25 protein-coding genes and 2 riboswitches are annotated in these 22,321 nt (G+C 43.5%); of the genes, 4 read left to right on the top strand and 21 right to left on the bottom strand.

Annotation, left to right across the window (positions count from 1 at the left end; genetic code table 11):
• Window positions 1-924 carry an oligopeptide ABC transporter permease gene (opp4C, locus tag Len3610_RS19595; RefSeq protein ID WP_176449389.1) on the top strand — a complete coding sequence of 308 codons (924 nt, stop codon included), beginning with the start codon at window positions 1-3 and terminating at the stop codon, window positions 922-924.
• 126 nt (window positions 925-1,050) lie between these two features.
• Here the strand turns inward: opp4C and Len3610_RS19590 are convergent, their stop codons facing one another.
• The 10 genes from Len3610_RS19590 to Len3610_RS19545 form a co-directional block, all read right to left on the bottom strand.
• The gene (locus tag Len3610_RS19590; RefSeq protein ID WP_176449388.1) at window positions 1,051-1,527 is read right to left on the bottom strand and encodes a thioesterase family protein; all 477 of its coding nucleotides are present in this window, start codon (window positions 1,525-1,527) and stop codon (window positions 1,051-1,053) included.
• A 33-nt stretch (window positions 1,528-1,560) separates the two neighbouring features.
• Window positions 1,561-2,529 (bottom strand): 3-hydroxyacyl-CoA dehydrogenase NAD-binding domain-containing protein, encoded by a 969-nt coding sequence (locus Len3610_RS19585; protein WP_217994043.1) that lies wholly within the window; start codon window positions 2,527-2,529, stop codon window positions 1,561-1,563.
• Between the two features lies 1 nt (window position 2,530).
• Window positions 2,531-3,424, bottom strand: coding sequence for a beta-keto acid cleavage family enzyme (locus Len3610_RS19580; protein WP_176449386.1), 894 nt, complete (start codon window positions 3,422-3,424; stop codon window positions 2,531-2,533).
• Window positions 3,417-3,971, bottom strand: coding sequence for a GbsR/MarR family transcriptional regulator (locus Len3610_RS19575; RefSeq protein ID WP_255259708.1), 555 nt, complete (start codon window positions 3,969-3,971; stop codon window positions 3,417-3,419). The genes Len3610_RS19580 and Len3610_RS19575 overlap by 8 nt, the downstream gene beginning before the upstream one ends.
• 185 nt (window positions 3,972-4,156) lie before the next feature.
• Window positions 4,157-4,804 (bottom strand): ABC transporter permease, encoded by a 648-nt coding sequence (locus tag Len3610_RS19570; RefSeq protein WP_176449384.1) that lies wholly within the window; start codon window positions 4,802-4,804, stop codon window positions 4,157-4,159.
• A gap of 1 nt (window position 4,805) precedes the next feature.
• The gene (locus Len3610_RS19565) at window positions 4,806-5,750 is read right to left on the bottom strand and encodes an osmoprotectant ABC transporter substrate-binding protein (RefSeq protein WP_303699853.1); all 945 of its coding nucleotides are present in this window, start codon (window positions 5,748-5,750) and stop codon (window positions 4,806-4,808) included.
• 2 nt (window positions 5,751-5,752) lie between these two features.
• A complete protein-coding gene (locus tag Len3610_RS19560; protein WP_176449383.1) occupies window positions 5,753-6,397 on the bottom strand; it encodes an ABC transporter permease in 645 nt (214 codons plus the stop codon).
• A 13-nt stretch (window positions 6,398-6,410) separates the two neighbouring features.
• The gene (locus Len3610_RS19555; RefSeq protein ID WP_176449382.1) at window positions 6,411-7,565 is read right to left on the bottom strand and encodes a betaine/proline/choline family ABC transporter ATP-binding protein; all 1,155 of its coding nucleotides are present in this window, start codon (window positions 7,563-7,565) and stop codon (window positions 6,411-6,413) included.
• A 354-nt stretch (window positions 7,566-7,919) separates the two neighbouring features.
• Window positions 7,920-8,063, bottom strand: coding sequence for an FbpB family small basic protein (locus Len3610_RS19550; RefSeq protein ID WP_176449381.1), 144 nt, complete (start codon window positions 8,061-8,063; stop codon window positions 7,920-7,922).
• Window positions 8,060-8,317 carry a YkvS family protein gene (locus tag Len3610_RS19545; RefSeq protein ID WP_176449380.1) on the bottom strand — a complete coding sequence of 86 codons (258 nt, stop codon included), beginning with the start codon at window positions 8,315-8,317 and terminating at the stop codon, window positions 8,060-8,062. Before Len3610_RS19545 ends, Len3610_RS19550 begins: the two co-directional genes overlap by 4 nt.
• 176 nt (window positions 8,318-8,493) lie before the next feature.
• Between Len3610_RS19545 and Len3610_RS22055 the strand changes: the two genes are divergently transcribed.
• Window positions 8,494-8,835, top strand: a complete 342-nt coding sequence (locus tag Len3610_RS22055) for a DUF421 domain-containing protein (protein ID WP_369693614.1) — start codon at window positions 8,494-8,496, stop codon at window positions 8,833-8,835.
• Here Len3610_RS22055 and Len3610_RS19535 read toward each other — a convergent pair.
• From Len3610_RS19535 to Len3610_RS21395, 9 genes are all read right to left on the bottom strand, one after another.
• Entirely contained in the window at window positions 8,817-10,211 is a 1,395-nt protein-coding gene (locus Len3610_RS19535) for a sodium:solute symporter family protein (RefSeq protein WP_176449379.1), read from the bottom strand. The genes Len3610_RS22055 and Len3610_RS19535 overlap by 19 nt on opposite strands.
• Window positions 10,212-10,754: 543 nt before the next feature.
• Window positions 10,755-12,161 (bottom strand): sodium:solute symporter family protein, encoded by a 1,407-nt coding sequence (locus tag Len3610_RS19530; RefSeq protein WP_255259707.1) that lies wholly within the window; start codon window positions 12,159-12,161, stop codon window positions 10,755-10,757.
• A 186-nt stretch (window positions 12,162-12,347) separates the two neighbouring features.
• Entirely contained in the window at window positions 12,348-12,761 is a 414-nt protein-coding gene (locus tag Len3610_RS19525; protein WP_176449378.1) for a Zn-ribbon domain-containing OB-fold protein, read from the bottom strand.
• Window positions 12,758-13,918: a thiolase family protein gene (locus Len3610_RS19520; protein WP_176449377.1), complete on the bottom strand. Its 1,161-nt coding sequence runs from the start codon at window positions 13,916-13,918 to the stop codon at window positions 12,758-12,760. Before Len3610_RS19520 ends, Len3610_RS19525 begins: the two co-directional genes overlap by 4 nt.
• The gene (locus Len3610_RS19515; RefSeq protein ID WP_176449376.1) at window positions 13,918-15,861 is read right to left on the bottom strand and encodes an acetoacetate--CoA ligase; all 1,944 of its coding nucleotides are present in this window, start codon (window positions 15,859-15,861) and stop codon (window positions 13,918-13,920) included. Before Len3610_RS19515 ends, Len3610_RS19520 begins: the two co-directional genes overlap by 1 nt.
• A complete protein-coding gene (locus Len3610_RS19510; protein WP_176449375.1) occupies window positions 15,858-17,027 on the bottom strand; it encodes a thiolase family protein in 1,170 nt (389 codons plus the stop codon). Before Len3610_RS19510 ends, Len3610_RS19515 begins: the two co-directional genes overlap by 4 nt.
• A gap of 83 nt (window positions 17,028-17,110) precedes the next feature.
• Complete coding sequence (locus Len3610_RS19505) at window positions 17,111-17,575, bottom strand: OsmC family protein (protein ID WP_176449374.1); 465 nt, start codon at window positions 17,573-17,575, stop codon at window positions 17,111-17,113.
• Between the two features lie 143 nt (window positions 17,576-17,718).
• Window positions 17,719-17,838: riboswitch (SAM riboswitch) on the bottom strand.
• A 170-nt stretch (window positions 17,839-18,008) separates the two neighbouring features.
• Window positions 18,009-18,116: riboswitch (SAM riboswitch) on the bottom strand.
• Window positions 18,117-18,513: 397 nt separating this feature from the next.
• The gene (locus tag Len3610_RS19500) at window positions 18,514-18,918 is read right to left on the bottom strand and encodes an RNA-guided endonuclease InsQ/TnpB family protein (RefSeq protein ID WP_255259706.1); all 405 of its coding nucleotides are present in this window, start codon (window positions 18,916-18,918) and stop codon (window positions 18,514-18,516) included.
• Window positions 18,878-19,045 (bottom strand): transposase, encoded by a 168-nt coding sequence (locus tag Len3610_RS21395; RefSeq protein ID WP_255259705.1) that lies wholly within the window; start codon window positions 19,043-19,045, stop codon window positions 18,878-18,880. The genes Len3610_RS19500 and Len3610_RS21395 overlap by 41 nt, the downstream gene beginning before the upstream one ends.
• A 331-nt stretch (window positions 19,046-19,376) precedes the next feature.
• Here Len3610_RS21395 and Len3610_RS21495 point away from each other — a divergent pair, with 331 nt between their 5' ends.
• Together Len3610_RS21495 and Len3610_RS20335 are read left to right on the top strand one after the other, a co-directional pair.
• Window positions 19,377-20,003 carry a C40 family peptidase gene (locus Len3610_RS21495; protein WP_217994042.1) on the top strand — a complete coding sequence of 209 codons (627 nt, stop codon included), beginning with the start codon at window positions 19,377-19,379 and terminating at the stop codon, window positions 20,001-20,003.
• Window positions 19,948-20,175, top strand: a complete 228-nt coding sequence (locus Len3610_RS20335) for a C40 family peptidase (RefSeq protein WP_217994072.1) — start codon at window positions 19,948-19,950, stop codon at window positions 20,173-20,175. Before Len3610_RS21495 ends, Len3610_RS20335 begins: the two co-directional genes overlap by 56 nt.
• A 140-nt stretch (window positions 20,176-20,315) precedes the next feature.
• Here the strand turns inward: Len3610_RS20335 and Len3610_RS20330 are convergent, their stop codons facing one another.
• Window positions 20,316-20,684, bottom strand: coding sequence for a hypothetical protein (locus Len3610_RS20330; protein WP_217994041.1), 369 nt, complete (start codon window positions 20,682-20,684; stop codon window positions 20,316-20,318).
• A 1,112-nt stretch (window positions 20,685-21,796) separates the two neighbouring features.
• Window positions 21,797-21,922, bottom strand: a complete 126-nt coding sequence (locus Len3610_RS21380) for a hypothetical protein (protein ID WP_255259704.1) — start codon at window positions 21,920-21,922, stop codon at window positions 21,797-21,799.
• Window positions 21,923-22,321: the final 399 nt, after the last annotated feature.

Below are 22,321 nucleotides of genomic sequence, written 5' to 3'. Positions count from 1 at the left end.
ATGCAATCCAATCCCGAAGAACAGCTGTCGTCACAGCCTGAAAATACCCCGGGCAGTGAACAGCAAGAGAGTAAAAGTCCGTTTCAATTGGCAATGCGCCGGTTCATGAAAAATAAAATGGCTGTCATCAGTGTTTTTGTCATATTTTTTATTATTATCATTTGTGTAATGGCTCCTGTATTTACAGACCAGGATCCGGAAGCAACTAATGTGCTGCTGATTGAGCAGGGGCCAAGTGACGAGCATATTCTCGGAACGAATGGACAGGGGCAGGATAATTTTTCACGATTACTGTATGGCGGGCGTATTTCCTTAATTGTTGGCTTCAGCGCGATGTTCTTTACACTGGTTATTGGTGTTTTCCTGGGATCACTCGCAGGTTATTACGGCGGTAAAGTGGATGGTATTATTATGCGCGCGGCTGACATAATGCTGATGCTGCCATTTTTAGTATTGGCGCTCACAATTATTGCCATTATAGAAGAAATCACCATTCCAATATTCGTTATGATTATAGCGCTGACGAGCTGGCCGAACCTGACCCGGATCATCCGGGGGACATACCTGTCACTGCGGGAACAGGAATTTGTTCATGGTGCCCGGGCGATCGGAGCCAGTGATATCCGAATTATCATTAAACACTTTATCCCCAATGCTATCGGTCCGATCATTGTGAATGCAACACTGATGATGGCCACTTACATCATTATCGAGTCAGGCCTGAGTTTTATTGGCTTTGGTATCCCACAGCCAACGCCGACATGGGGAAATATGATTTCAGAAGCCATGAATGTCAGGATTCTCCGTGAGCACCCGGAAGCATGGATTCCGCCTGGTTTAGCCATTTTCGTTACTGTTCTTGCCATCAACTTCATAGGAGACGGCATGCGTGATGCCTTTGATCCGAAAAGTAAACAGCGATAGTTCTATAGAATCGTATGTTTGCAGTAGTTTATCGTTTCACTATCAATACTAAAGATTCGCTAAAGGAAAAATGCCATATGTAAACATCGAGGTTTCCCAATATAAAAGGAAACCTCTTTTTAATGCTCATTTTTTCCGTCTAATTCCAATAACACGACCGGCTTCTTTCGGTTTTTCATCCGGTGTGTGCCGGCTGGCTAGATCCTTCACCTGTTCAAAAATTTCTTCCGGGAACGGAGCTGCCTTGCCGGCTGTCTGGTCAATTCCCATCAGCATCTGTTCACTTGTGGCTGCACGTTTGCCATTTTCACCGAACAGTTTATAGAATACATGGGCACGTTTGACATCATAATCGATCATTTGCATATGGACTTCAAATGGTTCGCCACGTTTCATTTCATCCAGATAGCAAACATGATTTTCCATTGTGAAAATTGTATACGCATACTGCTCACGAAAATCATCGGTAATGCCAACTAATTTCATAAAACGATCGACACCCCAGCTGAACGCACGTACATATTCAGCATCATTCATATGACCATTATAATCAATCCATTCCTCAGGTACCTTGTGCTGAATGATTATTTTTGGTTCACCCATTTTGAGAACACCCCCATTAGGTTATAGTCTGTATTACAATCCACCGGACAGCTTTGCACCGGGCCAGTATTTTTCCAATAGCTGCTGCAGCTCGATCAGGAACTGGTCACGGCGGTCTTCCAGTTTTTCCATCTCAACGTCGCCGGTCTGATCCTCTGTTCCAGTGACAACTTTTTCGGTCAATTCGTCCGTTAATTCAGGTGCTTCCAGTTTCGTCCAAGGCAGTTTCAATGCAGGACCGAACTGTTCCAGCAAATGGCGCATGCCTTGTTTGCCACCGCCCATATGCAATGTCATGAATGGCCCCATCAGTGCCCAGCGAAGTCCCGGGCCGTAAATGATCGATGCATCCACTTCGTCCGTTGTGGCAACTCCATCATTAACGATGTGCAGGGATTCACGCCAAATTGCCTCCATTAGACGGTCGGCAATATGCCCTTCAATTTCCTGACGCACAACGAGTGGCTTCATTTCCATTCCATCGTAAAATGCCCTCGCTTTCTCGATATAACGTGATTCTGTTTTATCACCACCCACAAGTTCAACAAGCGGCATCAGATAAACCGGATTAAACGGGTGAGCCACTATCACACGATCCGGATGGTTCTCACAATCTGCCTGCAGCTTGCTCGGCAATATACCGGATGTGCTTGATGCAATAACCGCTTCCTCGGGGGCATACTTATCAATAGTTGCAATAACATTTCGTTTCAATTCTTCCCGCTCCGGAACATTCTCCTGAACAAAATCTGCCTGACTCAATGCTTTTTCCACATCTTGCTCAAAAAATAGATTATCCTGAGAAGCGCCTTCAGCGAGACCCATTTGTTCCATGGCGGGCCATGCGCGCTTGACTGCATCACGGGTGCGGGCTTCCGCCGCCGCGTCAGGATCTGATGCCGTTACGTGGTAGCCGTTTGCCAAAAATCGTGTAATCCATCCGTTGCCGATCACACCAGTTCCGACAACGGTAATATATTTGGTTGAAGTTTCTGTTGTCATGCTAGTCTTCCTTTCCATATGGGTTAAGCAAGTTTAATTGTTCACGCGCTTCAGCCGGGGTCATGATATCTGAACCAAGGCTGTGCACAATACCGGCTGCTTTATCGACAAGCTGCTCGTTTGTGGCAAGTTGCCCTTTCTTTAAATACAGGTTGTCCTCAAGGCCTACGCGAATATTTCCGCCTTGGAGAATCGATTCGGCTACCATTGGCATTTGCATCCGCCCGATCCCAAAAGCTGCCCATCTGCCGTTTTCCGGAATGCGGCTTTTCATATAGGAAAGCGTTTCTGCATCTGCAGCAGCTCCCCATGGAATACCGAGGCAGAATTGGAATAACGGATCCCCATCAATCAGACCTTCCTGCACTAATTGATTCGCAAAACGGATATGCCCGGTATCAAAGCATTCCAGTTCAGGTTTCACACCGCTGTCCTGGACAAGTTTCGCCTGTCTGCGCAGCCAGTCAGTCGGGCTGACATACAGCATGTTCCCAAAGTTGGTGCTTCCGCAATCAAGGGTACACATCTCAGGGAGCAATTTTCCAACGGGTTCGTGACGTTCTTCAGGTGTCTGGATGTCAGTCCCTTCACCGCCTCTTGTCGGATCGTCTTCACTCGGCACCCAGTCTCCGCCGCCACCGGATGTAATATTAATAATCACATCGGTTTCCGATTCGCGAATTCGTTCCACTGTTTCCTGAAACAAATTGACATCATGACTCAGTTTACCTGTTTTCGGATCACGCACATGAATATGAGCAATCGTCGCGCCTGCCTTGGCTGCTTTAATAGCTGAATCAGCGATCTCTTTCGGGGTTACCGGAACGTCCGGATTTTTTTCAAATGTGTCACCTGCTCCCGTCAAAGCACATGATAGCATTACTTTTTTATTCATACGTATCTCCTCCAGTCTGTTGTTTAGGTACGTGTTTAAATATTTCACCGCTATCGAAAAAGTCGGTTACACGGCGAATCCAGTCATAATATTCTTTCCACTCATGAAGTTCTGCCAGCAATTCATTAATTGCCTGTTCATTTTCTTCCGTCAATTCCGGTTCGTGCTTTAATTCATTGATTTTCTTCATGAGCCGCTGCTCAAAGTTTCGGCTGCGGCCAATTGCTCTCTGCCATGTGGATGTGAACAGTGAGATGAATGTCTGATAATAATCTTCTTCAACTTGATACAAGTCTTTGCGGACACCTTTTTTAAATACACGCTCAGCAATATTCATATCGATCATTTCCCTGACAACCTGGCTCATTCGGGTTTTGCTCATCCCGGTTTCGGATGCCAGTTCATCCAGCGTCATGGGCTCGCCGTTCATGTAAATAATACCCAGGACACGGCCGACGCTTGTCGGAGCACCAAATGCATTCATATTATCCGTAATTTTTTCAATAAATTGCGTGTTGATTTCATCTATTTTCTCACTTTTATCCAATTTCATCCCCCTTTTCCGGAATGTTCACTGAACTTTATCATACCTTTTAGAAAAGTTAAAATCTTCCACTGCCAAGGTTTTTAAAACAATTTGAAGCAATCTGAAGCATAAACGTTATAAATAACATGAAGCAAAATTTTTATAACATTTATATCATTTTCAAGTGGCACTCATACAATACTGAATCAGACTGCTTTCGCGGGCTGCAGTTTGCGCTCAATCCATCCTAAAACCAAGTCGGCGATAACGGCCATTAAGGCTGTAGGTATCGCACCAGCCAGAATGATAGCTGTTCCGTCGGTCGCATTTGTTCCAGTCACAATAATGGCACCAAGACCGCCAGCTCCGATAAAAGCACCAATTGCTACAATCCCGATTCCAATGACCAAAGCCGTCCTTAAGCCGGCCATAATGACACTGACAGCTAGCGGCAGTTCAACCATGCGTAATAGTTGAAAGCGCGTCATGCCCGAAGCATACCCTGCTTCTATCACTGTCTTATCAACGTCTTTCATGCCGACATATGTGTTTTGAGTAATCGGCAAAATGGAATAAAGGACTAACGTGACAATGGCTGTGTTTGTGCCGAGACCCATAACAATCATGATAACGGCCATCGCCCCCAGCGCCGGGATGGTCTGAATAATGCTGCCGAACGCCAACACCCAGCTGCTCAAGTTACCATATTTGGCAATCAGAATACCAAGCGGGACCGATATGATGGCCGCAAATAATACACCGTACACTGCCATCAGAAAATGCCTGTAAAATTCTGTCCAGATATAGCCGCCATTGGCACTGACATAATTAATTAACTCCTGTATCGTATCCATATCAATCCCCTCCTTCTCCGGCATCCTCAAAGTAGTTATTCGCCTGCAGGAATTCTTCAGCAACTTTCCGCGGATTGACACGCTCGACATCTGCCCTGTAATTCAATTCCTGCATTTGTTCGGTTGAAATCTGGTTACTGAGGCGCTCAGTAATCGCTTTGATTTCCGGATATTCTTCCAAAACCTCATTATTAATAACCGGTGATGCATCATATGGCGGGAAGAATTGCCTGTCGTCTTCCAGTACCTTCAAATCAAATTCCTGGATCCGGCCGTCCGACGAATAGGCCAGGACAACATCCATATTGCCGGTTGCCGCCGCTTGATAGACAAGTCCAAGATTCATCGGATAAACGTCACCAAACTCGAAATACGTCTCCTGGAATCCGTCATAACCATCGCCTTCCCGGTTAATCCAGGCATTATCGACCCCGAAGCGGAGTTCATCAGCATATGGTTCAAGATCGGATATGGTTTCAATATTATTCGCTTCGGCAAATTCTTCCGTGACCGTAATGGAATAGCTGTTATCGAATCCATACGGTTCTGCCCACGTTTGATTAAACCGGTCCTGAAATTCCCGCTCCACTGTTTCCAGTGCTTTTTCGGGATCCTTAATCGGCTCCATGTCAAGAGCACCTGCTATATCCGTGCCGGTATAACGCGTACTGGATATGTCAATATCCCCGCGTTCCATACCTTGATGCTGTACAATCGATGAACCAAGTTTTGTAACCAGATCGGTCGTCGCATCGGTTTCCCGTTCAATCATGATAGCCAGCATTTGTGCAATGATTTCCGACTCCGATTGTGTAAGTGAACCGATCTTAATCGTATCTTTAGATGTTCCTGCAAGTCCCGGCAATGCACAACCTGCAAGCATTACGAGCAAAAGGAATAGAATACTTCCTTTGGATAATAGTTTCTTCACTGTATTCACCTCCAAGATTACGCCGTTTCATAAGAACTCTTTAAGCCATCAGGTGTGAGCTTATTTTCAATTACTGCAAGCGAACGATCAGCAATCACGGCTAAAATCGTAGCCGGAATGGTCCCTGCCAAAATTAATGACGGCTGATATAAGTTCAATCCATCAAAAATAAAATCACCAAGACCGCCGCCACCGATAAATGCCGCCAGCGCTGCCCAGCCAATCAAATAAACGGTTGACAGCCGAATACCAGCCATAATGACCGGAAGCGATAATGGAAGTTCCATTTTTAAGATCGATTGCCAATTACTCATGCCCATTCCTTTACCTGCTTCAACGACACCCTGATCAACATCACGGACGCCAATATACGTATTACGCAAAATCGGCAGTAACGAGTAGAAAAACAGTGCCAGAATTGCAGGGATTTTTCCAATTCCAACTATCGGAATGAAAAAAGCGAGAATCGCCAAACTTGGAATGGTCTGTAAAATACCAATAAATGAAATGAAGCGATCAGCAAATTTCGGTACGCGCGAAAGAAGAATCCCAAGTGGTACCGCAACAACTACGCCAAGCACGATAGCTGCCAGTGAAATATAAAAGTGTTCCCACGTTTTTATCATGAGTTCATTTCCATGTTCCGCAAAAAATTCCATCATTGTTATCCACCTCCTACTCTGCCGCGGCTGTTATTTCCTCAAGTTCCATACCGTCGCCCCAAATCGTGTCATAAACCAGATTTGCCAGCGTTGCCCGTGTCACAATACCCGTCAGTTTATCCTGTTCATCCACTACCGGCACATACGTTGCACCACGGCGAAGAATTTTGTGAACCGTGTCACGCAACAGACTGTCCTGGGAAACTTTAAAGATGTTATTCTCCATGACTTCCTCGACATATGTGGCTTTTTTATAATTCAGGTTAATGGCTTCAATATCAATAAACCCTTGTAATCCATTGTCGGAATCGACTACGAGCAGTGAATCAACATGTTTGTCACGCATCGTTGAAATAGCAGATTTCAATGTTGTGCCGGTTTGGACGGTAACCGGTGAATCATCCATAATCTGGCCAACTGTTGTGACATCCGGACGACCTTGAATCAGACGGTCTTTACCAAGGAATTCCTCAACAAATTCATTTGCAGGGTTCCGGACAATCTCATCCGGTGTATCCACTTGAACAACTTCTCCGTCCCGCATAATTACAACGCGGTCAGCGAGCTTCAATGCCTCATCCATGTCGTGAGTCACAAAAACAATCGTCTTATCCAGTTCCTTTTGCAGCTTTTTAAACTCTTCCTGCAGGGAGTCTCTTGTAATTGGGTCAAGTGCCCCGAATGGTTCGTCCATCAGTATCAGTGGAGGGTTTGCTGCAAGGGCACGCAATACACCAATCCGCTGCTGTTGCCCGCCGCTCAATTCGTGCGGGTACTTATCAAGATATTCTTCCGGCATATTAACAAGTTTCAATAGCTCACGTGCTCGCTCATCTTTCTTTTCTTTCGGCCATTTCAGAAGTGTACCGACAAGAACAATATTTTCTTTAATCGTCATATGCGGCATCAGCCCTATCTGTTGAATGACATAGCCGATTGACCGGCGCAGTTCCACCGCATCCTGATCTTCAATACTTTTGCCATTGACAAGAATTGATCCGCCGGTAATATTAATCAGCCGATTCACCATTTTCATCGTTGTTGTTTTCCCGCAGCCACTTGGGCCGATAAAACAGACAAATTCACCTTTTTCTATTTTTAAATTTAAATGACTCACGGCAGGTTCACCGTTGCCATATCGTTTCGTTACATTATTGAACTCTAACAATGTATCTCCACCTCCATAATTTCTCCGTATCTGAAATCATGTTGCTTAGTATAACGAGAATGACATTATGAGCAAACAAGCAAATAATCCTGTGCAGTTTTAAAAATGTATATAATTTTTATTGTATAAAGTTTATAAAGTGTGCATCTTAAAATTCCTCCAAATTTCGTGGAATTTCGATCCAATCTGTATTTTCAAAACTTTAACCCTCTTTTTACTACAATCGAAATTTACGCAAAAAAAGGGGCATGATCAGAGAAAAAATAATTTTCTCGATCATGCCCCTTTTTCCGATTTTATATCGATTATAGTTACAAAGGGAGGTGGGGGTTATATATATAAACAGAAAGAACGCTATGTCTTCTGTTTATCACGCAATAAGCCTGTCTGCTTTTTTTCCAGACGTTTTTCAATTTGAGAGAGTTGTTTCTCATCAGCCAATAATTCTTGTTTATTTTCCTGAACGAGCTGTTCAAATGTTAATGACTTCGTTTTCATCCGAATGCACTCCCTAGATGATTTGCCTTCAATCTTTCATCCTGAGTTTCATCGATAATTCTGTAATTATTGTGGTTAACGACGGTGTTAGGATACCCGTAATTAATTTTTTCATAGTCTTTCATTGCTGATATGTCGACAACAACACTATTTTTGGTTTTAGATGGCATGACTTCGCCTTTTATGATCAAACCGTCTTGTTCAAATTCGATGATATCGCCGGACTTGGCCTTCTTCCGGTCAGGTTTAAACATTATTGAACCTCCTTGGATATCAACCTGTTTTGTCCAACTCCATTTTTATTGTCAGGGGTTGTTAAACCTTACCCCTGACGAAGGGGGGTATATGGTTTACTATACTGAAAGAATTTGGCAAAGAGTTGGTGAAAATATGGCACAAATATGTAAAATGAAAAAAGTCCCCTCCTTATATGGAAGAGACTGAAAAAAATCACCCATTCATGGCTGTGCCTTCTCCAACAATTGAAGCAGGGGTTTGTAATTTGGCTAATATGTCTATGAATGAAATATGGCCGTACAGAAATGTTCAGATAGGAGCTAGGCATATGGATATCACGTCATTAACGATTGAAATCATTATTGGTTTTTTCCTTCTTTTTTTGATTGTAAAATTTACCGGGAAAAGAGTTATCAGTCAAATAACACCATTCACCTTCATTGCTGCAAACGGTTTTCATATAGAAAAGAACTGGGCACGCGTTTTGCCCAGTTTTTCTAATAAAATCCTACCTTGCTATTTGGAATTTGTTTGATCTGTCGTCATCAATGTCACAACAATCAGTACAATCACAGCTACTGGAATGGCAATAATGACACTGTTAAGTTCAAAAGGCTTGCTGAGAACGACTTCCCAAATAAGTGTCGTTCCTACGCCTGTAATCATGGAGGAGATACCACCTTTTGCATTGACACGCTTCCAAAAGAAAACAGCTAGTAAAGCAGGTGTCAAACCGGCGCCATAAACCGTATAGGCGTACATTTGTACCTCCAGCACGGTTGGAAAATAGTTTCCCAATATGAAGGATAAGACTCCCAATAAGACAATAAATATCTTTGTCGTCAACACCAGCTGTCGGTCTGTTGCGTCTGTTTTAAAGTATTTCCCAATAATATCATATGTCACATTGGTTGCGGCCGAAAGCAAATAGGAGTTGCCGGTCGTGACAATAAACGCTGCTGCAGCTGCAAGCAAAATGCCACCAACTATAGTTGGCAGTACCGTTGTTGTTCCAATCAGTGCCATACCTGGGTCGATATCCTGAAAAAGGGATCGTGACGTAAATGCGATGAGAGAAATCGTTGGTGTAATAAGCAGTATTCCTACCAACCAGCCGATTTGTGCTTTTTTTCCAGTACTGCCTCCTTTTGATGCAGCAAGGCGTTGATACATGTTCTGATCCCCTAATAAAAGGAAGAAGGAAGGCAATAAAAAACCCAACAGCTGAACGGTAGTCAATGTTCCAGTTGCTGTCAAATGTTGTTCTGGTACATTTGCCGTTATTTGATCCCATCCTCCGGCAATAGAAAACATCACCGGAAGGGCAATAAACAAACCGATAATAGCAAGAAAAGCGCTGATGGCATCTGTTGGTGCAACCGATCGGAGTCCGCCAATCGTTGCAAGGAAAATGATAAGGATAGCACCGATAATTGTTCCAATCTCAACAGACATGCCAGTCGTTACGTTTAATACAAACCCAAGTCCTGTCATAGCATAAGAGACAATTCCGACAAATGCCAAAATAATAATGATACTTGCTATCATTCGAGCCGTCTTGCCGTATTTAGCCTCCAGTATTCCGGAAACTGTAAATTTGCCGAATTCACGGATTTTCGGAGCAACAAAATAAAGAATGGTGATACCCGCCAATGTCGGTATGGTCATTATGAGTGCTGGTATAATGCCATATGTATAGGCCATTGATGTTTCGCCGCCTGTAATACTGCCGCTCCCTGTCCATGTTGCCAGCAATGTTCCTGCCAAAACGAACGTTCCGAGTCCTTTCCCGGCCAGAATAAAGTCTTCGCTGTTTTTGATTTTCCTGGAAAAATAGATACCAAGTATGATCATAACAATGCCATATCCGCCGACATACCATAGTAATGCTGGATTGTTAGTTAATTCCATGCTGATAGCCCTCCTGCGTTGTTTAGAATCTTTAACTTTTACTTCTACCCCTGATGTTCACGGCTTGTCCTCTACCTCGGTACAATCTTCACTCCAAATTTGCCCCGAATGATATTTTAAGTGTGCCCTTTTCAATTATGCAGCATTTATTAAACCATTTGGTACATAATAAATAGATTATCACATTCATGATAACGATACCAAAAACGTCTGCATAGATAAAATGTTGAGGACTATTCTTTAAGACATCCTTACAGTCAGCCATCCTTTGTCCGAAGACGATTTATCCCCCACTTATTTTGGACTGTTGCCTTCCCAAAATTGAAGTGGGGGTCTTCTCGCCTGTGAAGCATGCGGTTTGGGCAATCGTCCCCTGAGCCCATCGCAGCAAATATCTTTGTGAAGAAGGTGTTGCTGCACCTTCTTCATTCCTGTAATGCATGCCTCGGAATTGATGGACTACCTGCACCGACAACATCTTTTCCGTTTGATCCACTTCGGATTATAATCTGCTGAAATTGGAACCGGTCCGTAATAACCATACTAACTTGATTTTTTTAAGAGGAGATCCTGATCACTCTCATTAGATGTAATAGCACTAACTACTCCCATAACTGCAAACCCGGCAAGTGAACTTAAAAACATTGCCAGATAAATATTCTCAACTAAATTAAATGAGGTAAATACGACATAAAGTGTTGTTCCTGTAATTAATGAAGCGATGGCGCCATAGTTATTGGCATGTTTCCAGAAATAGCCTAAAGTAATCGGTGCGATGATTCCAGAGATTATCGCCGAAAAGCTAAACTGGATCAGAATCGACAATGAATCCGGACGCTCCAATGAAAAATAGAGTGATACAAGTCCAACCAAAATCAGGGAACCTTTAGCTGCTATTACAGATTTTCGGTCCAGTTCAGCAGCTGAAATATTTTTCATAAAAAGTGGTGCCAGTATTCGATAAAAGTCGTTTCCAATACTGGTTGTAATTCCTAAGTACAAACTGTCTGTGCTTGATAAGATTGCTGAAATAATTCCGACAATTATTATCGCGGCAATCACACCAGGGAAAGCTTCAATAACGTACATCGGTATCGCAGAATCGGCACTTTCCAATGTCGGGAACACGACACGTGCTGCCAGCCCACCGAGCACCATTAATGTGGAAATGATACACAAAATAATTCCAGCAGACATCGTAAATGGAGCAAGCTCCTCTTCGGTTTCAATTGATAAAACTTTGTTTAATAGGTGAGGCATTAATACAAAACTGAATAACATGAATTGGACAGCCATAATCGCAAGCACACTATTATATGGACCATCAGTGCCGACTGCGGCAATTAAATTCGGATCAATCGCTGCTAATTGCTCTGTCAATACGCCGAAGACATTGAATCCGCCACCGATTGTCCAAAACAACGAGACCATAATCAAAACCGATGTCACTGCCATTAAGATTCCTTGAATCCCATCAGTAATCATTTGAGCGAATGCACCGCCAAGTCCGATATAAAGAATAGTAATTGTAACACCAATTACTATTCCCCATTCATATGGGATGCCAATCACGGTTTCAAAGATCGTCGCAAGACCAACATTTTGCCCGACAATATAAAAGACATTAAATAGAATCAATATAGTAACAAGGACTTGTAACGTTTTTGAATTGTAACGTCTTCCCAGCCATTCAGGCAGTGTCGATACACGCCCGAGTTTTTTTCCGTAACGCCAAAAGGCTTTGGCAAATAATAATAAGGCAATCCAGGAGATGCCAAAACAACCCAGCGTATACCAAAGAACAGAAGTACCGTATTCATAAGCAAGTCCCGGTACACCAATAAACAAGTTTGCACTGGCGTAGGAGGTAGCAAAACTGGCTCCAACCAGCACAGGACTTACCTTTCCCCGAGCTGTAGCAAAGCCATTCATTGATTTGACTATGAGCACTTCCCCGCTTGCCAATCCAGGTAACAAGAGCAAAGTTAAATGATCAATAGAATAACACCGTCCATAACAAAACACTCGAGCTAGTTAGCATGCCTCAGCTTTCCTCCTTTCTACCGACATAAATTTTTTTCCATAAAACAATGCCGATTATCCAGCATAAAATGACCAACAAAAAATAAGTCAGGATCATTGCATCTCCACTCCTTTTGCCTTGAAAAAGGGCAGTACTTCGCCTTCAATTGTCGTAAAGGAGACCGAAACGTTCATTTGATAGGTAATCTCACTTGGTTCTATCAACAAATGTGTCAGCATTGAAGGGCCTTCTTCCAATTCCACCACACCGACGACATACGGGGTTTTCTCCTGCCAGGCAGGATGACCTGTCCGATAAATGATACTCCATGTTTTTAATCTACCCTGTCCAGATGCCTCTTTCCAGGTCAATTGATCACTAAAGCAGTGGGGACAATGCGCCCTCGGGTAGAAAATAGCATGGCTGCAGTCACCGCAGAACTGGAGTGAAAATCTGCCCTTAGCGATACTGTCCCAAAACGGCTTACTTATTGATGTCTTGACAGGTTTCGGTAACGAAATGTTCATGATACGCCTCCCAACACAAGTGCTGTGGTTTCGCTTAAAGTTGCCCCATTACCCGTAACAAGTGCATGCCGGGCGTTTGGAATTTGTCGTTGCTCTGCATCACCTCGCAATTGGTGGACGGCTTCAACCACATGTGACATGCCCCCGGCTAAATCAGCCTGGCCAAAACCGAGCTGACCGCCATGCGTGTTTAGCGGATAGTCCCCGTCATGGCCAAAACTATGATTTTCGATAAAACAGCCAAATTCACCGGTCCCACAGAGACCGATGCTTTCTAATTGTGTGGCGACAACGCTGGTATAACAGTCATATAGAGACAACAAATCAATGTCATGAATATCAATTTCCGCTTGCTGAAGTGCAGACGGAATTGAATATTGAAATGGCAAATCATCAATGTCCGGTGCCTGGCTTACTGCACGATGGGTGATTTTTTCGCCTGCACCTTTCAAATAAACGGGTTTGTGCTTCCCTTGTTCCGCACGATCTTTGGAGGTAACGATTATTGCCGCCCCACCGGCGACCGGCATCACGATTTCTAATAGATGAAGCGGATCAGCTATCATTGGCGATGAAAGAATGTCATTCAGTTCCAATGGCTTGCCGTGAAAAATTGCATTTGGATTGAGCTGGGCATTTTTTCTTGACCAATAAGCAATTTTTGCGAATTGCTCTTGTGTCGACCCGTGCTTTTCCATGTGCAGCCGCTTCAATAATGCATAAGAAGTATTTGCACCTAAAGCACCAAATGGTACATCGAATTCCCGAATTGGATTGCGGTTTGGTGAACGGAGTGTTTCGCCTTTTTCATTTTTGTTCGCTAATACACAAACGACGGTTTCGCACATGCCCATTTTAATAGCAGCAGCTGCCCGCCAAATCATTCCAGGCCCCGTCGCTCCACCAAGATCTACCATATTCGACATTGTCGGGTTGATGCCTAAATATTCCGATACGGTTGCAGGAACGTGCTGGGGTGTCTCGCCAACCTGTGGACCGACAAGCAATCCGTCAACCACATCTTTGGAAATACCAGCATCCTTAATCGCCTTTCTTACTGAATCCGCGATTAAACTCAGTGTTGTTTTCCCTTGCGAATAGCGTTCCGGTTTCAGCTCGCCGATACCAATAATTGCTCCGTGAGGATTGCGCGACATTAGTAATACTTCCTTTCTACCAATCTCGTAAAAGCCGCTAAACTGTTTGGATTGCTTAAAGATGCTTTATTTTTCACTTCATTTCCCAGCGCTTCAGTTTTTGCTGCACCTTCTACCTTTTTTCCGTTAATCGTATATGGGATTTCGTCTACAAAGTAAATCCGTTTCGGAACGTGTCGGGGAGATGCATTCGTCCGAATTTGCCGGCGAATCTCTTTGATTAACTGCTCGTCTTGTTGACCAGCCACAAGACAAAGAACAATTTCTTCATCATTATCAACAGGCAGCCCAAAGACTATAGAATCCTTGACTTGTGCATGCCGCTCGACAACTTTATAAATTTCCGCTGTACCGATCCGGACGCCGCCAGGATTTAACGTCGTATCTGACCGTCCATAAATAATAAATGTTTCATCAACTGTCTGCTCCACAAAATCACCATGCGTCCAAATCCCCGGCCATTTTGAAAAGTAAGTTTTTCGATAACGTTCATCTCCGTCTTTTCCATAAAAGGTAATCGGCATGCTTGGAGCTGGCTGGGTACAAACAAGATCACCTTTTTCGGCATAAACCGACGCTCCCCTTTCGTCAAGAACATCGACGGCCATTCCTAACGCCTTGCACGTAATTTCGCCTTTGCGGACAGGGTGAGCCGGTGTGCCCATTACGAAACAGCCAATAATTTCAGTGCCCCCGGAAATGGATGCAAGCACAATGTCCTGTTTAATCGTCTGATATACCCAATCATATTGCTCAGCGCTTAAAGGCGCACCGCAGGACAAAATACTCCTGAGCGTCTCGAGCTGATAATCCCTCTGCAGCTCGACATTGTTTTTCATTAGTGTTTCTAAGTATTTTGGGCTTGTCCCAAAATGGGTGACCCCTGTTTGATCGGCAATTCGCCAAAGGTGTGTGATATCATCAGTCCGAACAGGAGATCCATCATACAACAAAATTGCCGTTTCACTTGCCAGTCCTGTCACAAGCCATGGATACATCATCCAGGCGGTATTGGTATACCAAAAAAGAACATCATTTTTGTGCACGTCACAATGCAGCTGGTGCTCCTTAACATGCTGAAGTAAAGTCCCCCCGGCAGAATGGACAATAGCCTTAGGCAGCCCGGTCGTCCCGGAAGTATATAAAATATACAGCGGATGTTCGAATGGCACCCTGGTATACTCAGGTACTTCCGCCTGATTATCACATAATGAATCCCACGTAAGCATATCAAGTTTATCCGATTCAAGCCCTCCGTTCAGTGTGACGACGGCAGTTAAACTACTGATAGCGTCGCTGGTTTCTTTGATCTTGTCTGTAATATCAAACGGCTTTTGCTTATATTGATAGGAAAGTACAGAAATCAGCACTTTTGGCTGGGCCTGCCCGATACGATCAATCATGCCTTTTGCACCAAAGTCAGGAGAACAAGACGTCCATACCGCACCAAGTGAAACCGTTGCGACTAACGCAGCGAGGCCTTGAATGTTGTTGATTGTCACTCCGGCAACCCGGTCACCTTTTTCAACACCCAATTGTTTCAATCCTGTTTGTGCTTTGGCGACAAGTTGTTTCAATTCTTTTAACTGAATCGAGCATTGAATTCCCGCCTCATCTGCTTCATAGGCAACGATCCGCTCATCGTTACCCCTTAGTAAATTCTCAGCGAAATTCAATTCTGCTTCAGGGAACCATTGGACATCAGGCATGAAGTCCGCTGGTATGTAAATCCGCTCTCCTTTGTATCCAATAATCCCGGTATAATCCCACACTTTTGACCAAAACTCATCTAAATGAGCAATGGACCAGTGATGCAGCCTTTCATAAGGAAAAAGAGGCTGATTGGCAAATGCTGCAAAAGCGTTGATATGTGACTGTTCAATATCTTTCCGGGCTGGCTCCCAAAGAACCGTGGAACGTTGCTGCGTCAGTTCCGTTGTCATGCTGATTCTCCTTTCGTTTTTGGTACTTCTATTAAGAGAGCGAATGCTTGGCCGCCACCTCCGCATAAAGAGGCAATTCCTTTTCCGCCCCCACGTCGCTTCAGCTCATGCGCAAGCGTTAATACGAGCCGGAGTCCGGTGCCGCCAAGCGGGTGACCGAGAGCGATCGCTCCACCATTGACATTGACACGATCGCAGTTAACACCTAATTCGCGGCAGCTGGCAATGACTACACTGGTAAAGGCTTCGTTAATTTCAAACAAATCAATATCGTCAATGGATAAATGTTGTCTCTCCAGCAAATTTTTGATAGCTTTCGCCGGCTTCGTTTGCAAACTGGCATCAGGCCCTGCCACTTCCTGCCAGTCAATAATATCCGCAAGTGGTGTTTGATTTAAGCTTTGCGCATTTTCTTCAGACGTTACGAGGCCTATGCTTGCGCCGTCAGTCATTTGCGAGGCATTCCCCGCTGTGATCGTGCCCTCCTGAGAAAAAGCGGGAGAAAGATTGCTCAGCTTCTCAATCGTTGTATTCGCACGAATTCCTTCGTCTACTTTCAGTAAATCAGTTATAGAAGCAATTTCATCTGCCAGTTTACCATTAGCTTGGGCATCAGCTGCCCGTCGCTGGGATAGGACTGCATATTCATCTTGTTCCTGACGGGATATGTTATAAGTTTGGTTGTAATGGTCAGTGAGCATTCCCATTGATTGATCCGTTAAGGCACACCACAGTCCGTCATTTTGTAATGTGTCATTTAACTGTGTATGCCCAATCCCGCTTTGCATTCGGACATTCACGGTATGCGGGGCATTCGTCATTGAGTCAAATCCGCCAACAAGAAATAAATTGCCCTCATTGAGTTGAATTCGCCGCGAAGCATCTGCGATCGTTGCAAGTCCTCCCAAACATACGTTGTTCAGTGTAATTGCAGGCGTTTCCGGGTCTATTCCAGCATGATAGGCAACTTGCCTTGCGGGATTTTGTCCTGTTCCAGCCTGGATGACTTGAGCAAGTATGGCCCCATCTGCTTCCCTGGCTTCAGGATAACGATGTAATAATGCTGCCACTGCGCTTGTTCCCAGGTCGACAGCGGACAGCTTGGAAAGTGCCCCTTTCCACTTTCCAAAAGGTGTTCTAACCCCATCCAATAAAACAGTCTTCATCGTACCTGCCTCCCTATCATCAAAAACTCTTATGTTGTCGGCCCTTATTAATTTTTTTTACTAAATTTTTATATGTCTCTGTTTTATCTCGCTGGTGTATCCTCACTGTTTTCAATAACAACACCAGCAGAAACAAGATTGACGGTATTCGCAATCGTATCCCCCACAGGGCAGTGCTGTTCGACAAATTCAGTAAACTGCTTCACTTTATCTTCCGGCGCATCGGTTTTTAAATGCAGTTTATACCTTATATCGGAAAAGCCTGGACGTACATCCGCTTTATTCAGGAAACCATCCAAATCGATATCCCCCTCGAGCTCGATACGCAAATCCTCAATGTTGACACCAAACTTATCCGCGTAGGTCCGTGCTGCGATCGATTGGCAGGCCCCGAGTGCTGAAAGAAGCAGTTCGACGGGATTTTCGCCCGTGTCGGTCCCTCCCAGATCTTCTGGCTCATCAACAATCACCTTATGTCCTCTTGACCGCGTCTCAACCTGCAATTTTTCACCTAACTGTGCTGTAGCTTTAAACGTTTCCAATGCCATTAATAATTCTCCTTTCATTTTTTGAAATTAAATCCGGATACGCTCTTACGCTAATTCTTCTCCACACATCCCCCCTTAAACGTCAAAAACCCTTCTCCAAAAGAGAAGGGTTCACAAAATATAAAAATCGTTTTGCTACAGCCTTCTCATCTTCGGATTTCTGCAAATCCCTGAAATTGGCACCGGGTCCGATACGCAAATGCAGCATCAGACTGGTTGCCGAGAGTTCAACGGGTCAGTCCCTCACTCTCTCTGGATAAGAAGTCTTCACATTATTCAATTGTTTTTAATCCCACACACTACTGCATAAGAAAGGCTGAGCAACTTGGTACGCCAGCTTCTTCAAATGGCTGACAAATAAGGGATTACATTGTCCAACAAACAAAAAACTCTTTTCCGATAAGAAAAGAGTTTTGATTCAAATCATCTTCTTTTCTTATCTTCCAAGCAAACGCTTGATGGAATTAGCACAGTATTCCCAGAATAGAACCTGTTGCCGAAGTATCAACGGGCCATGTCCCTCCACCTCTCTGGATAAGAAAGTAATCATATGAAATTAATTGTATTTATATTAAAATAATTCGTCTCTTCTGTCAACTGTTTTTTCGAATTGTTTAAAAATAGGGTAGTGAACCTCTCCACCTAAATCAAGGATTTTGATGGAGCTTCCCTATTCACAGACGATCGCTTTGTTCTATTGAACCGAGGCTCACATCATCTCCAAGGGCTTTGTTTATACTGTTCGGACAGGACCTTGCCCTACAGTCACACATGCAGCGGAAATTCGCCGCTGCACCACAGCATCAGATAAACCTATAAACCCTAAAAACTGGCGCTTTCCTCTTTATTTTAAAAAATGATTGAGCTGCGTCTTATTAAGTATTGCCTTTTTTACGATATTTAAGAAGTTAATTTTCATGGTAGTTGGAGCAATCGATTTATGCAATTGAACTGAGATTCAAAAGAACCAGTCCACCTTTTTCAATATTGATGGCAGCATTATGATCGCGGTCAAGAATGGTTCCGCATGACTTGCATACATGTGTACGAACGGACAAAGCCTTTTTAACACGTTCCCCGCAGTTGGAACAATCTTGACTGGTATAATGCGGTTTAACTCTAATAAGTTTCCCGCCATTGTTTTTACATTTATATTCGAGCTTGTTACAAAAAGCGCCCCAGCCAACGTCATGAATCGCCTTTGCCAAATGCCGATTTTTCATCATATTTTGGATAATTAGATTCTCAACAAAAATAAATTTATAAGTCTTCGAAAGACGAAAACTTAACTTATGGAGAAAATCACGGCGCTGGTTCGCAATTTTTATGTGCAGCTGCTGCACTTTTTTGAAGTTGTTTCTTCCAGTTGTTTGAGCCTTTTTTCATGCGGGAAAGTTTCTTTTGCGCTCGCTGCAGTTTCTTTTCTTCTTTCAGGAGAAACTTCGGGTTTTCGACTGTCGTCCCATTCATATAATTAAATCAAGCATTAACTGCAAGATTTTTTCATTTTTAAAATAACTGCTGCAACGATTTGTTACAGATACTTGAAGTGCCACATAACCCTTCATTTTATGTGGCACTTCAAGTATCTGACCTCACTTTCATCCCACGCTTAAAAGCGATGGGCTTTCTCGTTCGGGAAAATCTGTAATAAAACATAATTGAAGCTTAAAATAGTTGAAACCTCTTTGTATCAATGAACTGATACAATGGGTTTCAGTTTGAAGATGCGTTGATTATCTGAAGACACCATCAAAAGATCATGCTTCAAACTGACAATTCTAAGTTGGGGGAATTCGAAATGACTAAATTTAAACAACCAATCAAGATGTCCGTCGTTTCCACCGCATTTGTCACATCTTTGGCATTCACACCTGCATTAAGTGAGGATGTATCAGCCAAGGCTAACGTCGATTCTTCAGATACCGGTTCTGCCATTGAGGCATCAGAAACGACACTGTTAAACCAGGGAGACCGTGGTGAAGCAGTTAAGTCAGTACAATCAGAACTTGCTTCCCAAGGTTATTATACATATAATCTTGATGGCATCTTCGGACCTATCACGAAAGACGCTGTAGAAGGTTTTCAGTCCGACCATGGATTGACCGTTGATGGAATAGCAGGTCCTAAAACAAAAAAAGCCCTGTCTTCATCGGGAAACCAAACCGAGGCTGAAACCAAAATTGAAAAACAAACTGATACCATGACGTTAAATTCAACTTCGTCTGCTTCAGGTTCCGAAGTTGTGTCTATTGCAGAAAGTTTAATCGGAAGTGATTATGCATTTGGAGGCACAACACCGGATGGATTTGACAGCAGCGGGTTCATTAACTATGTATTTGATCAGGTTGGTGTCGATTTGAGCAGAGAACATTCTGATATGTTGGGCGTCAGATGGCGTCCATGTCGATTCACCCAGTGCAGGTGACGTCGTATTCTTTGAAGACACATATAATACCGGGGGAGCCTCACATAGCGGCATTTATATAGGAAACAACCAAATGATCCACGCGGGTACTGAAGACACTGGCGTTGAAATGACTAACATGAACATAGACTATTGGCAAAATCGCTATTTAGGGGCCAAATCATTTCAATAAAGCAAACCATTATACAGGATAATAGTTAAAATAAAAAGGCTATCCATAAGAGTAACGGGTTCCGTTGCCTATCGCAAAACTCTAATTTGCATACCAAATTATAGGTAAAAATGTATATTAAATCCTGGATTCCCGCCTACTCATAACGAGGTAGGCGGGGTAACACCTAATTTTCCATAAATCTCTTTTTGCTTGCTAAGAAGTTCGCCAATACGCGGTTCTTTCCCTGGCGCTTCAAAGTATTCTATAACATCCCAGTTGATCCAGCACGCTCTGTAAACGTATATTTTTAATAAAATCGTATCTTGCATTTGTTTTTTGATATAAGAAAGATAAAATGAGAGCCCACAAACTCCACAAAAAAGTTTCCCATCAAGACTCTGTTCGGATGATACCAGTGTGCGGCGCATGTTCAGCCGTTCCTTCAGATTCCCGAACGCTTTTTCAACAACGTCCTTATTGCGGTAAAGCTCCAATGCAGCGATGGCGCCCATCGTTTCATTGGTCATCAGCGCAAAATATCCAAAATATCGCTTGGCTTTGTTGACAGCCTCTTCTTTGACGGTGACTTTTGTCCCGCGTTTCGGGGTGGTTTTTGTCTCAAAATACGTTTGATCGGATACTGCTTTTCATGTTCCGGGAGCCTTTCCCTGATTTCCAATCACGACGCAGGGTTTGATTAACTTGCGGTCAAATGCTTTCATCCTCGCGGCCCGGTCAATATTGTAATAAAAGTGATGTACATACGCCCTGGACTGTGTCAGGGCGTCTCCTTATTAAGGACGTTGCTGCGTATAATGCACGTTGTCCGGACCGTGCGGCATATTAACTCGTATTTCTCACTGTAGTGTTCAAACGATCGAAAAGCCGTCATAGATGGCATCCAGTTCTTTCCGGACGAAAGTAAGAGACATTTACGGAGACCAGGAACTTCAGATGGTTTTTTCACAAAGCGTTGATATTTTCCTGACTGTAGAAGCCTCTGTCCATGACCAGCTTCACCTTGGAGAAGCCAAGCATATCCAAAATCGGCAAGCAGTTTTCTGACGGTCTTGGAATCCGGGATATTACCGGCCAGTTTTGCGATAATAAAAAACGGCAGGTTGGATGTTTCGCCGAACACAACGCCAGGTTTAGCTGAGGCAGTGGATCGTTTTCTTTATTCCAGCCGTATTGGACTGTTCTCAAAGTTCGGACTGGCTGGATATGTGGTGATATCATAGGCCAAATTCCTTTCCGTCCGCCGTTTCCCTGCAGCTGGAAGACTTATATTTCGCGTCTTCGGTGATGGGACGCGAACAGGGTCGCTGTTCGCTGAGACGTGATGTTTTTGACCGTAAGGGATGTTTATGTAAATGACTCCATTTCAAAACGGTAGAGCGGAGCGCTGGTCCTCCAGGACCAGATAGTATGCGTGGATAGAATTCTGGCGATACTTGTCGGAAAACACGCTTTTTAGGTCTTCTGTAACCCCGGTATTTGGCACCGATTTGATCCAGAGATAAGTAGCGCCGTAAAAAATAACGTGACGTTTGCACAGATGGACAGGACTCTCTTTGCCACGGTATGCGCCTCTTTATTTTCCCGTCCTCTCTGCCGTCTGTCGGGACATTTTCCGGGTTTAACTGTCCACCGTCGATAAGGTCCTTTTGGATCGGGATTGGCGCTTGTCTTTGTCCCAGTATGAAATGGACTCATACGCATAGGTAATCCCTGAACGCTTATCTGTTTGATAGACGATAGCCATTTTTCCGCCTCCTCGTTATGTATATTGTAACACATAACGAGTATAAAAACAATAAAAAATGGGCATGAAGCCCAACATTATCGGATTTTCACCTGATTTATCGTTATGTTATGGCGGGAATCCAGGTTAAATTGCGCAAAATGCGGTGCTTTTTGTTGATAAAAAATAACTCAGTTCAATTAGAACTGAGTTATTTTTTAGTTTACTTCTTCCCTTATCAGGAATAATAATTATTTATTGATACGTAATGAACTTGTGCAATCACTCTTACTATTTCGATACTTTCGTTTATCATCATCATATTCTCAGTTTTTTAATTCATCTATGTCATATTATAGAAACTTTGGGCATCGAATTTTTACCGAAATTTGAACTAGTATGGGTACATAAAATTTATAC

It is taken from the genome of Lentibacillus sp. CBA3610 (assembly GCF_013373365.1).
Lineage (GTDB): Bacteria > Bacillota > Bacilli > Bacillales > Amphibacillaceae > Lentibacillus.
Note: the sequence above shows the minus strand (reverse complement) of the source record. Positions and strands in the feature narration are given on the sequence as shown.

Coding starts and splice junctions, on each gene's coding strand:
- Len3610_RS19585 (WP_217994043.1), bottom strand. CDS start 2,529: ATGACAACAGAAACTTCAACCAAATATATTACCGTTGTCGGAACTGGT.
- Len3610_RS19505 (WP_176449374.1), bottom strand. CDS start 17,575: ATGGCATTGGAAACGTTTAAAGCTACAGCACAGTTAGGTGAAAAATTG.
- Len3610_RS19535 (WP_176449379.1), bottom strand. CDS start 10,211: ATGGAATTAACTAACAATCCAGCATTACTATGGTATGTCGGCGGATAT.
- Len3610_RS19515 (WP_176449376.1), bottom strand. CDS start 15,861: ATGACAACGGAACTGACGCAGCAACGTTCCACGGTTCTTTGGGAGCCA.
- Len3610_RS19510 (WP_176449375.1), bottom strand. CDS start 17,027: ATGAAGACTGTTTTATTGGATGGGGTTAGAACACCTTTTGGAAAGTGG.
- Len3610_RS19560 (WP_176449383.1), bottom strand. CDS start 6,397: ATGATGGAATTTTTTGCGGAACATGGAAATGAACTCATGATAAAAACG.
- Len3610_RS19580 (WP_176449386.1), bottom strand. CDS start 3,424: ATGAATAAAAAAGTAATGCTATCATGTGCTTTGACGGGAGCAGGTGAC.
- Len3610_RS21395 (WP_255259705.1), bottom strand. CDS start 19,045: ATGAATGGGACGACAGTCGAAAACCCGAAGTTTCTCCTGAAAGAAGAA.
- Len3610_RS20330 (WP_217994041.1), bottom strand. CDS start 20,684: ATGACCAATGAAACGATGGGCGCCATCGCTGCATTGGAGCTTTACCGC.
- Len3610_RS19590 (WP_176449388.1), bottom strand. CDS start 1,527: ATGGGTGAACCAAAAATAATCATTCAGCACAAGGTACCTGAGGAATGG.
- Len3610_RS21495 (WP_217994042.1), top strand. CDS start 19,377: ATGACTAAATTTAAACAACCAATCAAGATGTCCGTCGTTTCCACCGCA.
- Len3610_RS19525 (WP_176449378.1), bottom strand. CDS start 12,761: ATGAACATTTCGTTACCGAAACCTGTCAAGACATCAATAAGTAAGCCG.
- Len3610_RS19550 (WP_176449381.1), bottom strand. CDS start 8,063: ATGAAAACGAAGTCATTAACATTTGAACAGCTCGTTCAGGAAAATAAA.
- Len3610_RS19570 (WP_176449384.1), bottom strand. CDS start 4,804: ATGGATACGATACAGGAGTTAATTAATTATGTCAGTGCCAATGGCGGC.
- Len3610_RS21380 (WP_255259704.1), bottom strand. CDS start 21,922: ATGGCTATCGTCTATCAAACAGATAAGCGTTCAGGGATTACCTATGCG.
- Len3610_RS22055 (WP_369693614.1), top strand. CDS start 8,494: ATGGAAGAGACTGAAAAAAATCACCCATTCATGGCTGTGCCTTCTCCA.
- Len3610_RS19520 (WP_176449377.1), bottom strand. CDS start 13,918: ATGTCGCGCAATCCTCACGGAGCAATTATTGGTATCGGCGAGCTGAAA.
- Len3610_RS19545 (WP_176449380.1), bottom strand. CDS start 8,317: ATGTTTAAACCTGACCGGAAGAAGGCCAAGTCCGGCGATATCATCGAA.
- opp4C (WP_176449389.1), top strand. CDS start 1: ATGCAATCCAATCCCGAAGAACAGCTGTCGTCACAGCCTGAAAATACC.